We start from the raw sequence: 13,076 nt of genomic DNA on the forward strand, positions 1-13,076 counted from the left end.
CCGGGCGCGATCACGTCGGCGGGGCGCTCCTCGTCTGGCTCATCAAATCGTTTCAATCGGTTTTCTCAGCAATCGGGAGAAAACTAGCGTTGCCTGCTAGATCAGAATCCGTTAGGACAACCTGGCCTTCCCCCAGGCTTTCCTCACCGAGTTTCCGCTCACCCGACGCGGGCCGTTGCCGCTCTTGGGTATCACCCAGCGAGGAGTGTTCCCCCCCATGGACACCGTGACCCCTCTGTCCACTGCCATTGCCCCAGAGGTGCCAGGAGGGTTGCCGCTGCTGGGTCATGCGCTCCGGCTGCTGCGCCTGCCTATCGCTTATCTGCAGTCGTTGCGTGCGTTCGGTGACATCGTCCAGCTCCGGATCGGCTCGTCGCCCTTGTATGTGGTCACCTCTCCCGAGTGCATCCATCAGGTGCTGGTCACTCACGCCGACAGCTTCGAGAGAGGGCGCGTCTTCGACAAGGCGACGGCCGCCATTGGCAAGGGGCTCATCGTCTCCAACGGAACCTTCCACCGGCAGCAACGAAAACTCTTGCAGCCGGGGTTCCAGCGGTCGCGCATCCACGGCTACATGGAGATCATCCATCGGCAAGCCGAAGCGCAGATCGCCGGGTGGTCGCCAGGGGTCCGCATCCCGTTGCGCCAGGAGATGCATCGCCTGACGCTCAATGCCGTCACCCGGACGCTGTTCGGCGCGAACACCGAGGAGAGCATCGCCGCCGAGATCGGCGATTACATCGACGCCGCCAACGCGTGGGTGGGGCTGCACACCGTGCTGCCTGGCCGTTTCTTCGAGCGGCTGCCAATGCCAGTCAACCGGGCCTTCGTGCGCAAGAAAGCCCGGTTCGACGAGATCATCAATACGTTCATCGACTCGCGGCGCGAGGATGGCCGCGATCAGGGAGATCTGCTGTCCGCGTTGTTGGCGGCACAGGATGACGAGACCGGCAAGGGCATGAGCGATGAGCAGCTCCGGATGGAGATCGCCGGCCTGTTCGTCGCCGGGTCCGAGACCACGGCGACCGCGTTGACCTGGCTCTTCCACGAAGTGGGACGCCTCCCCGAGGTGGAAGCGCGGATCCACGCCGAGGTGGACGCCGTGCTGGGTGGCAGGCCCGTCACCGTGGAGGACCTGCCCCGGCTGCCGTACATCCAGAACGTGGTGACCGAGACGCTGCGCCGCTACCCGATCGCCTGGCTGCTGATGAGGCGCGCCACCCGTGACGTGGAACTGGCGGGCACCCGTCTGCCGGCCGGGGCCGAGGTCATCGTCAGCCCGATGATGGTCCACCGCCACCCAGGCCTCTACCCCGAGCCGTTGCGTTTCGACCCCGACCGGTGGCTGCCGGAACGGATGCAGAAGACGCCTCGTCACGCCTTCATCCCCTTCGGTGACGGGAAGCACAAGTGCATTGGTGACTACTTCGCCCGCACCGAGATGGTGATCGCCGTCGCCACCATCGCCGCCCGGTGGCGGCTCGTTCCGGTGCCCGGCCACCGCGTCTGGGAGGTCCCCCGCTCGGTCTTGCGGCCCAACCAGGTCTTGATGACCGCCGTCCCTCGTTCCGCCACACCCGCCCCGCAGGAGGGCCACTGATGATTGATACCCAGCGTGCCGCGATCGAATTCAACTTCCCGTTCCCTCGCGACCTCAGCCCCGACATCGAACAGGCCCAACGTCACAGCATCGCCTGGGCCCGCCAGATGGGCCTGGCCACCACAGACACCGCGCTCCGGTATCTGGAGGCGTGGAACTGGGGACGGCTCACCGGTCACTGTCTGCCCACCGCGCGCGGTGCCAACCTGGACCTGGCCACGGACTGGATGACCTGGGGCTTCCTCTATGATGACCAGTTCGCCGGCCCCCTCGGCAACCAGCCGGAGCGGGTGGCTCGAATCACCGAGAACATGATTGGCGTTCTCTACGACACGTCCGCCACCCCGAGGGAAGACGCCTGCGCGCGGGGCATCACGGACATCCTCCAGCGGCTCTCCCAGAAGATGTCCCCGGCCTGGATGGCCCGCTTCCGCGATGACCTGAAGTGGTTCTTCATCGGGGTGCTGCGGATGACCACCTACCGCAACCGCCTCGGCCAGATCGACACGCGGACCGCGTTCGAGATCCGCCGCCTCGACATCAGCATGGACGCCGTGATCGATCTCATCGAGGTCGCGGAGGGGTTCGAGGTGCCCGAGGCGCTCTTTGGCACCGCCCAGATCCAGGACATGCGCCAGTGCGTCATCGACATCGTCATCCTGCAGAACGATGTCTTCTCCCTGCCCAAGGACCGGCACCAGCAGGAAGTCAACGTGATCCTCGCCATGGAGCGCTCGGAGAACCTCACCACCGCCCAGGCCCTGCAGCGCACCGCGGCCCTGGTCGACGAGAAGGTCCAGCTGTTCCTCGACGTCAAGGCCGGGATGCCCGCCCTCTACGAGACCCTCGGGCTCGGTGCCGCCGATCGTGCCCATATGGATCGGTACGTCCACTGCCTCGAGCTCATGATCCACGGCTGCGTCTATTCACATGCCGAGTGTGTTCGTTACTCCACCAGGTCCGAGCACACCCAACCCATCGCGGGCCGGGGCTTCATCCAGGACCTGCACCTGGGCGCGAGCATCGATCTGGCGCAAGCGATCACCCGGACGACCGTGAGTCCCTGACCGGCCGCGCGAGCCCCGCCCTCGCGCTTCACGGGCGCTGAAAGGAACGAGCGATGAAGATCAGCGTGTTGGTATTGGGGACGCGTGGGGACGTGCAGCCCTTCATCGCCCTGGCGGTCGCCTTGCAGCGCCGCGGTCACGAGGTGTGTGTCGCCACGTCCCGTGGCTTCGCCGACATGGTCGCGCACGGCGGCGTCCGGTATGTCCCCGTCTCGGCGGATTACGAGGAGTGGTTCCAGTCGGAGGAGGGCATCCGGTGGATGGCCGGCTCCGACAACACGGCCAGGTTCATGCGGATGCTGGCCGGGGAAGGGGTGGGGATCGACAGCAGGCTCAAGCCTCGGATGCACCGCGAGCTCCTGGCTGCTTGCGAGGGCGCCGACGCCATCGTCGCGAACCTGGTGATCGAGGACAGTGCCGCCTGCATCGCGGAGAAGCTCGGGGTGCCCTTGATCCCCGGGTACACCATGCCGATGCTGCCGACGTCGGAGTTCCCCAGCCCGTTCCTCTCCGCGCGCCAGCTGCCGCTGCGCGCGATGAACCGGCTCACACACTCTCTTCTCGAGACGTTCTACTGGCAGGGGCAGAAGCGCCTCATCAATGGCTGGCGTGCGGAGCTCGGGCTGCCGCCAACGGCCATCTCGATGCGGGAGAAGCTATGGCGCGCCGGAACGCCGATCCTGCATTGCTACAGCAGTCATCTCGTCCCGCGTCCGTCCGATTGGAGCGCCGCGAATGTCATCACCGGTCCCTGGATGATGCCCCCGGACGTCCGCGTCAACGCGGGCGGCGTCCCGTCGCCGGAGCTCATCCGCTGGCTGGACGAGGGGCCACCGCCCATCTACCTGGGTTACTGGCGGCTGCCCCTGATGGACAAGGCCGGGATGCTGCGTCTGGCCGTCGAGGTCGCGAACACGCTGGGCGTCCGCTTCGCCATTGGCGCGAGCTGGAGCGCGGAGGAGATCGCGGCGCTCCGCGTGCCCGAGAGCATCTTCATCACGCGCTCCGTGGACCATGATTGGCTGTTCGCGCGCTGCAGCGCGACCGTCCACCACGGCGGCGCGGGAACCACCGCGGCCACGCTGCGTGCCGGGTTGCCCACGGTCATCTGCTCGATCTGCAATGATCAGCCCTTCTGGGGAAACCGGGTGACGGCGCTCGGTGTCGGCTACAGCATGCCGTTCAAGCAGCTCACCGCGGAGCGGCTCACCCAGGCGCTGCGCCACATCCAGGACGGCGCGGTGCGCGCCCGGGCGAGCAGGCTGGGAGAGCTGATGCGGCGGGAAGATGGCACCGCCACCGCCGTCCGCATCATCGAGGAGCGCCTGCCGGGCGCTCCTCCGCGCTCTTGAGCCGCTCGATGTCAGTCCAGACGCAGCTCCCAGAGGATGCGGCTCCGGCGAAGGATGTCGAGTTGCGCCGGGGTCGTGCCGACGCGGTCCGCGGAGGAGAGCGCGAAGGTGCCGTCGATCTGCGCACGGGGCGTGACGCGGAAGCCCAGCTTCGAGAAGAAGTCCTTCACCTCGTCCACGCGGGAGAAGCCCGCGTCGCGCAGGTTGCTCTGGGTGGAACGGGCGATCAACGAGAAGATTCGCGCGAAGTGGGGATGGGTCCAGCGCTCCCGGGAGCCGTCGTCGCTCAGCTCGAAGTCCGGGGTCAGCCAGACTCCGCCGTGGCGCTTCAGGAGCCCGGCGATCCGCAGGGCCGCCGCCCTTTTCTCGTCCCGGGTGAAGTATTGGAACAGCCCCTCGTGAATCACCGCCACCGGTTCGCCCGGGACGAGGTGCTGCTCCAGGACGTCGCCATCGCCGGGAGCCACCGCGTTCAAGGGCGCGAAGACCACGTGCTCCTGGGCCGGAAGCACGCCGTCCCGCCGCAATTCGTTGCGCAGGTGCAGCCGGGTTTCGTGCATCTCGGGAAGGTCTGTTTCGATATAGCGCAGGGGTGTGGTGCGGTTCATGGCGTCACCGCGGAACGCGAAGCCGCTCCCCAGTTCCACGACCTGCTTGATGCCAGAAGCCTTGAGGGCCGTCTCCAGGCTCTTGTAGCGGGCCTCGATCGTCGGTGCCATCCAGCTCAGCAGCTCGGGAGCGGGGGCCTCTCCGTCCAGCATCGCCCGCACCAGCTCCGCGGAACCCATGCGCGTGGCGATTTCCTCGGCGAAGGGAATGTCGGAATGGCGCCGCATCTCGGCGACCAGCTTGGCCGTGGGGCTGATATTGTCATAGTTGCGGAGACTCATCTCGTTTTCCTCGGTTTCGCCTGGTTTGCCGCCGCCGGATAAGCCGGTCGCGGCCGGAGTGCAAGCGTTACGATCATGCATTACTCCCTGTCCGTTCTGGGGCAGGCTCAAAGAAAACCACCTCCAGAAGAAACCATGTTCTTCCTCCTCCTCCTCCTCACTGCGGCCAGTACCCTCTATTCGCTCACCATTGTCGTTCTGCTGAGCCGGGCCATGCGTGCCATGCCCCGGATCGAGCGGTTGAATGCGCCGCCACCCGTGCGCTGGCCCCGGGTGTCACTGGTCATGCCCGCGCGCGATGAGGAGCGCACGTTGGAGTCCGCCATGCGCTCCAAGCTGGGGAACACCTATCCGGAACTCGAGCTGGTGCTGGTGGATGACCGCTCGACGGACGCGACGGGCGCCATCGCCGACCAGTTCGCCCGGGCTGAGCCCCGGCTCCAGGTGGTGCACGTCGAGCACCTGCCGGAGGGCTGGCTCGGGAAGGTCCATGCCCTGCAGCGGGGGCTGGAACGCGCGAGCGGCGAGTGGGTCCTCTTCAGCGACGCGGATGTCCACCTGGCCCCGGGCGCCCTGGAGAAGATCATCGCCTACGCGGAGCAAGAGGGGCTCGGCCATGTCACCGTGTTGCCCGAGATCACCTGCTCCGGATTCGCGCTCCAGATGACGCTCGTCTCCCTGTTCCGGCTCGTGTGCGTGAGAAGCCGGATGTGGGAGGTGTCCGATCCGCGCTCGTCCGCCAGCATGGGAATTGGAGCCTTCAACCTCGTGCGCCGCTCGGCCCTGGAGCGCACCCCCGGGCTGGAGTGGCTGAAGATGGAGATCGCCGACGACGTCATGTTCGGAACGATGCTCAAGCGCTCCGGCGCGAAGCAGGCCGTGCTCAACGGCCGCAACGGCGTGAGCCTCGAGTTCTACCCCTCTCTTGGCGCCTTCACCCACGCCATGGAGAAGAGCGGTGCGTCCTTTCCCTTGACCCCGCTCATCGTGAGCAACCTGCTCCTGGTGGTGCTCGAGTGCGGGTTCCTCGCGGGAGTGTTCTCGGGACGCCCGGCGCTCGTGCTCCTGGGGGCGGGGACCTGGGCGATGGGCGCCGTGATGACCTGGGCTTTCAGTGTCTGGGCGGGCTTTTCCCGGTGGACCGCGCCCCTGGCCTTCCTGGGCGTCCTGCCGACCGCTTGGGTCTCGATCCGCTCGGCCGTGCTGGCGCTCATGCGCGGGGGCGTCTTCTGGCGAGGCACGTTCTACCCGACGTCCGTGGTGCGTGCCGGACAGCGCTTGGGGCGCTGATTCCCCGAGGTCCAACAGCATCGGGGCAGGCCCGCCCCTCAACCTTCGACAAGGAGTTCATCGATGTCCGCCGACCAGACGAATCCGAGTGAGAACCGGTCCACGGTGCAGTTCAATCCCTACGCGCCCGGGTACGATGCGAATCCCTTTCCCGCGCTCGAGAAGCTGCGGGCGGAGGCGCCGATCTTCTACTGGGATCAGGGGCGCTGCTGGGTCGTCAGCCGGTATGAGGACGGCCTCACCGTGCTCCGTGATGACAAGCATTTCTCACCCAACCGGGACGATTGGGAGTTCGCCTCGGTGCTGGGCTCCGACGTGATCGTTCCGGAGATGGAGGAGCTGAACAAGAATGGGCTGTTCGCCCTGGGCGAGCAGAACCATGCCCGTGTGCGCAGGCTCGTCAGCCCGGCGTTCACCCCGCGCGCCACCGAGCGGCTGCGTCCGGAGATCCAGACCATCGTCGATGAGCTCCTCGCCTCCGTGGCGGCGAAGGGCCGGGTGAACATGGTCCATGAGTTCTCGGAGCGCATCCCGGCGCGGGTCATCGGCTCCATGCTGAAGATCCCCACGGGGCGTGAGCAGCTGTTCCATGACTTCACCAACGCGGTGGCCAAGAGCGTCTTCGCCGGTGCGCTCGCGCCCGAGGAGCTGGCGCCCCTGCGCCAGCAGATCCGCGAGGGGATTGTCCTGGTGACGGAGACGATCGAGGACCGGCGCCGCAACCCGCGGGAAGACGACATCCTGACGACGCTCATCCAGACGGAGGAGCAGGGGGACACGCTCAACAAGCAGGAGCTGCTCGCGCTGGTGTCCTCGCTCATCGTGGGCGGCTTCGAAACCACCGTCCATCTGTTCTCCTTCTGCGTGTACAACCTGTTGCAGCACCCCGGTGTGTTCGCCGAGGTGAAGACCCGGCCCGAGCTGATCAAGAACCTGGTCGAGGAGGTGCTGCGCTTCGACAACTTCGTGAAGATGGGGCCCGCCCGCTACGCCCTGGAAGACATGGAGCTGGGGGGAATGCCCATCAAGAAGGGGCAGATGCTGGTGGTCCTGGTCGGCAGCGCGCTGCGCGACGAACGCGCGTTCGACAAGGCCGGGGTCTTCGACATCCAGCGCAACGCGAACGCGAGCATCGCGTTCGGACACGGAGCGCACTACTGCCTCGGGGCGAACCTGGCTCGGCTCATGGCGCAGATCTCCATGGGAACCCTGGTGCGCCGGTTCCCGGAGCTGCGGCTCGTGAAGCAGCCCTCGTTCGGGCCGCACTCCCTCATGCGCAAGATGGAAGTGCTCGAGGTCGACCTGGGCTCGCCCTCGGCGGGATGAGGAGCCGGCCCGCGCGGGGCTCACACTGACCGGGCGAGGATGTTGGCGATCATCCCGCCAGCACGCAGCAGGTCGGCCTCGGCCTTCGTCTCGATGAACGCCTGGGCCGTGCCGCGCTCGATTCGCCCGTCGGCGCGCCGCAGCGTCGTCGCGATCTCCAGGCGTGGTGCCCAGGTGTCTGGTGCCCAGTGGACCTCCAGCACATCACCGGGGCGAAGGCCGAGCGTCTCCGGGCGCCATCCCTCGGGGAGGCGGAGCGGCAGCACGCCCATGCCGATCAGGTTGGACCGGTGGATCCGCTCGAGGCTGTTGGCGAACAGCACCTTGGCGCCGAGCAGTTGCACGCCCTTGGCGGCCCAGTCGCGCGACGAGCCCGTGCCATAGCGTTCGCCAGCGATGATGCAGACCGGCTGGCCCCGCTCACGGTAGCGCGCGGCGACCCGCCAGACCGGGAGCCGCTCGCCCGTGGCGACGAAGACACTCATGCCGGCTCTCAGTCCGTCGCCCAGGTGGTTGACGACGTGGCGGTTGGTGAACAGCCCTCGCAGCATCACCTCCCAGTTGCCGCGACGCGACGAATAGACGTTGAGGTCGGCCGGGTCCTCGCCTTGCTCGATGAGCCACCGCCCGGCGTCGCTGTTCACCGGGATCGCGCCGGCGGGTGAGATGTGGTCGGTGGTGATGTCGTCGCCGACGACCATGATCGGGTGCATCGAGAGGGCTCCGGCATCGCCGCGCGGCTCGGCGAAGGCGACGAACGGCGGTGGTCGCAGATAGGTGGAGGCCGGATCCCAGGGGAACAGCGGGGTCTCCGGTGCCGGAAGCTGCTGCCAGACGCGCGACGCCTCCGCCGCGCCATACGCCGGGTCCATATCGCCCGGCTCCCAGGCTTCTCGGGTCAACTGCTCTACCTCGGCGGCGCTGGGCCACAACTGGTGCAGCGTCACCGGCTGGCCGCTCGCGTCGGTGGAGATCGGATCGTGCGCGATGTCCATGGCGGCACGCCCCGCCAGCGCATAGGCGACCACCAGCGGCGGCGACGCGAGCAGCGCGTTGTCCACCTGCGTGTGGACGCGGCCCGGGAAGTTGCGGTTGCCCGAAAGGACGGCGATCGGCTTCAGTCCCTGCTGCTCAATGGCCTCGGCAACCGGCTCCGAAAGCGGTCCCGAATTGCCAATGCAGGTGGCACAGCCATAGCCCGCCACGCCGAAGCCGAGCGCCTCGAGATCCTCGAGCAGGCCGACCCGTGCGAGCCGGCGCGCGGTCGCGGGTGAGCCCGGCGTCATCGACGTCTTGACCCAGGGCGGTGTCCGAAGGCCGAGCGCGCGGGCCTTGCGCGCGACCAGGCCCGCCGCGACGAGCAACCCGGGATCGGTCGTGTTGGTGCAGGAGGTGATCGCCGCGATCGCGAGCGCATCGGGCGGCAGCGGACCCTCGCGCACCTCCGCCAGCGCCGGCGCCAGCACGGCCGGCACATCGGCGGTCGTGAGCAGGTCCTGCGGTCGCTTGGGCCCGGCGAGCGACGGCCGAAGCTGGCCGAGGTCGACCTCGAGCAGCCGGGTGTAGCGTGGCCGCGCATCGGGCTCGAACCACAGCCCTTGCGCCCGGGTCTGCGCGGCGACCAAGGCGATCTGCTCGTTGGAGCGGCCGGTCAGGCGCAGATAGTCGAGCGTGTGCTCGTCGGCGGGGAAGAACCCCGTGGTCGCGCCATACTCGGGCGCCATGTTGGCGACGACCGACCGCTGGCCCACGGTCAGCGTCGACACGCCGGGGCCGAAGTACTCGACGAACTCGCCCGCGACCTTCATCTCGCGAAGCCCGTGGGTGACATGGAGCGCGAGGTCGGTCGCGAACACGCCATCGGGCAGGCGGCCCGTCAGTCGTACGCCAATCACGTCGGGCAGGCGGATGGAGACGGGCACGCCGAACATCACGCCTTCGGCCTCGAGACCCCCCACGCCCCAGGCGAGCACGCCCATCGCATTGACCATCGGCGTGTGGCTGTCGGTGCCGACCAGCGCGTCGGGAAAGCAGGTGAGGCTTCCGTCCCGGCCGGGCGCGGTCGCCGTGACGGTGGCGAGCCGCTCCATGTTGATGGTGTGCATGATGCCGGAGCCCGGCGGAAAGACGCGAAAGCCGGTGACGTTGCGCGACGCCCATTTCATGAAGCGGTAGCGCTCGGCATTGCGCTCCATCTCGCGCGCCATGTTGAGCTCGAGCGCGTCCTCGCGGCCGAAGAAGTCCACCGCCACCGAGTGGTCGGTCGAGGTCGCGACTGGCAGCACCGGGTTGAGGCGAGCGGGATCAACGCCTTTGCTCGCCACCACGTCGCGCATCGCGGCGATGTCCGTCAGCGCGGGACCGCAAGTCGTGTCATGCATCAGAATGCGGTTCGGAAGAAAGCGGATCTCCTCGTCGCTGCGCCCATGCTCCTGCCAGGCCGCGAAGTGCGCGAGCGCGGTCCTCGTGTCCTCCGGCGACTGGGTGCGCACGATGTTCTCGAGCAGGATGCGATGCACGACGGGCATCCGGAGGAAGGCGGCGCCGGCCATGGCCGCGACATCGATACAGGAGGGCCTGCCCGGTACGTCGAGCACGAGGGTCGGAAAGACGGACGGCAAGGTCATCGAGGGTCCTCGAGAGTTGGCGGGTGGCCCGGCTCAGGCCGTCAGCAAGCTTATCGCCTGGCGTCCGGACGAATCGCTGAAACCCGCGCGCGCCTCGTGTCACTCCTGGGGGTGCGGCGAGAATGAAGCCGCGCCGCCGGCTCCTTCCCTGGAGCGGTGACTCCCATTGCGCTCAAGAGGTTCACCATGAAGTCGTTCATGTCCGCTGGCGCGGCTGTCGTCGTGCTGCTGGGGATGTCCATGCAGGCCGCCGCCAGCACGCCTCCTTCCTCGACTCTCCCCGATGACTGTAAGGAGGGCCGTCCTCGCGCGGAGACCGTGGAGAAGCAGGCGCTCGCCGCCACGCCGCGCCTGGATGCCCCCTCGGCGGGACGCGCGGACGCGCGGGTGACGGTGGAAGTGTGGTCGGATTTCGAGTGCTCGTTCTGTGCTCGCGGGGCCGACACGCTCAAGGCCCTGCGCGAGAAGTATGGGGAGCAGGTGCGCATCGTCTTCCGGCAGAATCCGCTGCCCGCCCACCCGAACGCGCGGCTGGCGGCCATCGCCTCGATGGCCGCGCATGAGCAGGGTAGATTCTGGGAGTTCCACGATGCGCTCTTCGCCCAGCAAGACGCGCTGGACCGGGCCGCGCTGGAGGCGCTTGCCGGCAAGCTGAACCTGGACGTGGAGCGCTTCCGGCGCGCGCTGGACTCGAGCACCTGGAGCAACTACGTGGACATGGAACTGGTGGAGAGCAAGCGTCGCAAGATCGGCGCCACTCCCACCTTTTTCGTCAACGGCCAGACCATCGCCGGGGCACGGCCGCTGAACGTCTTCACGCAGAGCATCGACGCGGCGCTCGCGCGCTGACGGGCGCGTCCAGTTCGCCGAGGTCGATGCCGAGACGGGCATCGGCCGGGACAAGGTGTCAAACAGCTCGTAGGGGATGCGGTGCGGAAACGAGTTCTTTGACACCTTCGTCGGCGCGGTGTGGTTCTGGGTTACGACAGCTTGCTGGTCACGAATTTCTGGATCATGTCCATGGAGAGCAGGAGCGGCTTCTGGGTGATGTTGAGGGAGGCCGTCTGCCCGGTGATGTCGTACGAGCCGGCGATCTTGCCGAGCGGAGTGGGGACGGTGTAGTTGCCAGAGGAGTCGTTGCCAGAGAAGGAGCCACCGGCTTCCTGGACCATCTGCTGGACCTGGGTGACGAGCGTTTGAGGACTGCTGGAGAACGGCACGGAGAACTGGGAGGACATTGTCTTTTCCTTTGTCTTGTTGCTTCGCATCAGGGCCTGGTTTGTGCGGCCTTGATGTTCTTGACTCTGCCCAAGGTTCAGGAGTTTGGATGTGATCCGTCTCACGCTTTGGATGTGAGAGCTGTCACTGTCCTTCGCCGAAGCCTCGCCGAGGCGGTTATCCGGCCTGGCGCGAGACAGCGTTGCTCCTGTTCCGCCCAGGGCCAGCAAGAGGATGGGGACATACCGCGAGGTCCAGCCTGGCCCACCGTCGTCTGCACTCGGTGTGAATTCATCAGGGTATCTTTTCTCCTGGAGTGAAGTGTGTCACAGTGCTAAAGCGGCGCGGGTGGTGACCTGGCTTCCATCCAGACACCAAAGAGGGGGCCTCGGTGAACGGACATCCATCCCCATCTCTTCTCATGAAAGGTGCTCTTCCATGAAGCGAGTCTCTTATTTCGAACTCCTCTCCAAGGTATCGCCCGCCCAGTCGGCATTGAGGGCCGCGGAGTCCAACCGGCTATTCGCGGAGCGCCCTCGCAAGCGTTACGAAGGGCTCGCTCCCTCCGTGCAGGCGCTGGCCGAGTATGTGAAACGCCCGGAGAACGAGTTCCTCCGCATCTACATCGGGAGCATGCTGGATGAGGCCAACCAGAAGAACCCGATCAACATCAAGACGCCGGCGGATTTCTTCCAACAGCTCGACAACGCGCTCAACAGCCTTCCGAGATACGATTCGAACTTCATGGCCGCGCTGCCGTTCTACACGGTCCTGCAGCCCTTCATGGAGAACAGCTACGGCTGGGCCTTCTTCACCAACGAGGCGGTCCGGCCCTATTTCGCCGAGATCCTGAAGGCGTATCACGCCAACCTGGAGACGCCCGCCTCTCTCGCCTACCTGAACGACTCCTACGGGAACTGGCTCAGCGCGGAAGCCAGCCAGTACCTGAGCCTGAACGACTACGTCTACGACCCTGCCCAGCCGCACGGCGGATTCAAGTCCTGGAACGAGTTCTTCATTCGCCAGTTCAAGGACTTCGACGCCAGCCGCCCCCTGGCGCCCGATCCCACGGGGAAGGTGGTGATCAGCCCCGTGGACGGACAGGTCTGGACGATCTCCAAGCAGGTACAGCGCGAGGCCGCATTCGAGCTCAAGGGCGAGCAGTACTACCTCACGGACCTCCTCGCCGAGAACGCCGACAGCCCCCTGCTGCGGCCTTTCGTCGACGGGCTGGCGGTGCAGATCGTCCTGATGCCCTTCAACTACCACCGGTGGCACTCGCCCGTGACGGGCAGGATCAGGAAGGTGCGGACGGTCCCGGGATACTTCTTCGCGCAGCCGGCCCCGAACCAGGACTACGCGGCGTCGTTCCCCTTCCTGAGCCACGTCAACACCCGGACGATCGTCTTCATCGAGCCCGAAAATCCGGCCATCGGGGTGATCGCCATGATCTTCGTGGGGCTGACGGAGGTGTCCTCGTGCGTGGCGAGGGTTCAGGAAGGCGACTCGGTGCGGCGAGGAGACGAGATCGGCCACTTCGCGTTCGGCGGGTCGACCTGCTGCATGCTGTTCGACCGGTCGAAGATCGCTTCTCTCTACATCACGGACAACGCCACGTTGAGCGACGGCGCCAGCGGACCGGGAGAGAAGCTGGCCAACGTGGTGCAGGTGCGGCAGAACATCGCGAGCGCGCTGTAGCCGGACAA

General features: G+C 66.8%; 10 protein-coding genes. 7 read left to right on the forward strand and 3 right to left on the reverse strand.

Going from position 1 to position 13,076, the window contains the following annotated elements:
* Window positions 1-217 precede the first annotated feature (217 nt).
* From F0U63_RS22410 to F0U63_RS22420, 3 genes are read left to right on the forward strand one after another with little or no spacing between them, the layout of a single operon-like run.
* Window positions 218-1,600, forward strand: coding sequence for a cytochrome P450 (locus F0U63_RS22410; RefSeq protein ID WP_395847944.1), 1,383 nt, complete (start codon window positions 218-220; stop codon window positions 1,598-1,600).
* Entirely contained in the window at window positions 1,600-2,667 is a 1,068-nt protein-coding gene (locus tag F0U63_RS22415) for a terpene synthase (protein WP_395847945.1), read from the forward strand. The genes F0U63_RS22410 and F0U63_RS22415 overlap by 1 nt, the downstream gene beginning before the upstream one ends.
* Before the next feature lie 53 nt (window positions 2,668-2,720).
* Complete coding sequence (locus F0U63_RS22420; protein WP_395847946.1) at window positions 2,721-4,019, forward strand: glycosyltransferase; 1,299 nt, start codon at window positions 2,721-2,723, stop codon at window positions 4,017-4,019.
* Window positions 4,020-4,030: 11 nt separating this feature from the next.
* Here the strand turns inward: F0U63_RS22420 and F0U63_RS22425 are convergent, their stop codons facing one another.
* Entirely contained in the window at window positions 4,031-4,909 is an 879-nt protein-coding gene (locus tag F0U63_RS22425; RefSeq protein WP_395847947.1) for a class I SAM-dependent methyltransferase, read from the reverse strand.
* A gap of 135 nt (window positions 4,910-5,044) precedes the next feature.
* Here F0U63_RS22425 and F0U63_RS22430 point away from each other — a divergent pair, with 135 nt between their 5' ends.
* Together F0U63_RS22430 and F0U63_RS22435 are read left to right on the forward strand one after the other, a co-directional pair.
* Window positions 5,045-6,199, forward strand: coding sequence for a glycosyltransferase (locus F0U63_RS22430; RefSeq protein WP_395847948.1), 1,155 nt, complete (start codon window positions 5,045-5,047; stop codon window positions 6,197-6,199).
* Window positions 6,200-6,262: 63 nt separating this feature from the next.
* A complete protein-coding gene (locus tag F0U63_RS22435; protein ID WP_395847949.1) occupies window positions 6,263-7,525 on the forward strand; it encodes a cytochrome P450 in 1,263 nt (420 codons plus the stop codon).
* A 20-nt stretch (window positions 7,526-7,545) separates the two neighbouring features.
* On the opposite strand, the gene acnA is transcribed toward F0U63_RS22435, so the two are convergent.
* Complete coding sequence (gene acnA / locus F0U63_RS22440; protein ID WP_395847950.1) at window positions 7,546-10,152, reverse strand: aconitate hydratase AcnA; 2,607 nt, start codon at window positions 10,150-10,152, stop codon at window positions 7,546-7,548.
* Between the two features lie 186 nt (window positions 10,153-10,338).
* Between acnA and F0U63_RS22445 the strand changes: the two genes are divergently transcribed.
* Window positions 10,339-11,001, forward strand: a complete 663-nt coding sequence (locus tag F0U63_RS22445; RefSeq protein WP_395847951.1) for a DsbA family protein — start codon at window positions 10,339-10,341, stop codon at window positions 10,999-11,001.
* A 131-nt stretch (window positions 11,002-11,132) separates the two neighbouring features.
* Here F0U63_RS22445 and F0U63_RS22450 read toward each other — a convergent pair whose 3' ends face one another.
* Entirely contained in the window at window positions 11,133-11,390 is a 258-nt protein-coding gene (locus F0U63_RS22450; protein WP_395847952.1) for a hypothetical protein, read from the reverse strand.
* A gap of 418 nt (window positions 11,391-11,808) precedes the next feature.
* On the opposite strand from F0U63_RS22450, the gene F0U63_RS22455 reads away from it, so the two are divergent.
* Window positions 11,809-13,068 (forward strand): phophatidylserine decarboxylase associated domain-containing protein, encoded by a 1,260-nt coding sequence (locus F0U63_RS22455; protein ID WP_395847953.1) that lies wholly within the window; start codon window positions 11,809-11,811, stop codon window positions 13,066-13,068.
* The last annotated feature ends 8 nt before the right edge of the window (window positions 13,069-13,076 follow it).

The organism is Cystobacter fuscus, from assembly GCF_044360685.1.
Lineage (GTDB): Bacteria > Myxococcota > Myxococcia > Myxococcales > Myxococcaceae > Cystobacter > Cystobacter fuscus_C.

What these genes read in the sequence shown, in the direction of transcription:
- F0U63_RS22445 (WP_395847951.1), top strand. Translation starts at nt 10,339, where the DNA reads ATGAAGTCGTTCATGTCCGCTGGCGCGGCTGTCGTCGTGCTGCTGGGG.
- F0U63_RS22420 (WP_395847946.1), top strand. Translation starts at nt 2,721, where the DNA reads ATGAAGATCAGCGTGTTGGTATTGGGGACGCGTGGGGACGTGCAGCCC.
- F0U63_RS22450 (WP_395847952.1), bottom strand. Translation starts at nt 11,390, where the DNA reads ATGTCCTCCCAGTTCTCCGTGCCGTTCTCCAGCAGTCCTCAAACGCTC.
- F0U63_RS22415 (WP_395847945.1), top strand. Translation starts at nt 1,600, where the DNA reads ATGATTGATACCCAGCGTGCCGCGATCGAATTCAACTTCCCGTTCCCT.
- F0U63_RS22425 (WP_395847947.1), bottom strand. Translation starts at nt 4,909, where the DNA reads ATGAGTCTCCGCAACTATGACAATATCAGCCCCACGGCCAAGCTGGTC.
- F0U63_RS22430 (WP_395847948.1), top strand. Translation starts at nt 5,045, where the DNA reads ATGTTCTTCCTCCTCCTCCTCCTCACTGCGGCCAGTACCCTCTATTCG.
- F0U63_RS22410 (WP_395847944.1), top strand. Translation starts at nt 218, where the DNA reads ATGGACACCGTGACCCCTCTGTCCACTGCCATTGCCCCAGAGGTGCCA.
- F0U63_RS22435 (WP_395847949.1), top strand. Translation starts at nt 6,263, where the DNA reads ATGTCCGCCGACCAGACGAATCCGAGTGAGAACCGGTCCACGGTGCAG.
- acnA (WP_395847950.1), bottom strand. Translation starts at nt 10,152, where the DNA reads ATGACCTTGCCGTCCGTCTTTCCGACCCTCGTGCTCGACGTACCGGGC.
- F0U63_RS22455 (WP_395847953.1), top strand. Translation starts at nt 11,809, where the DNA reads ATGAAGCGAGTCTCTTATTTCGAACTCCTCTCCAAGGTATCGCCCGCC.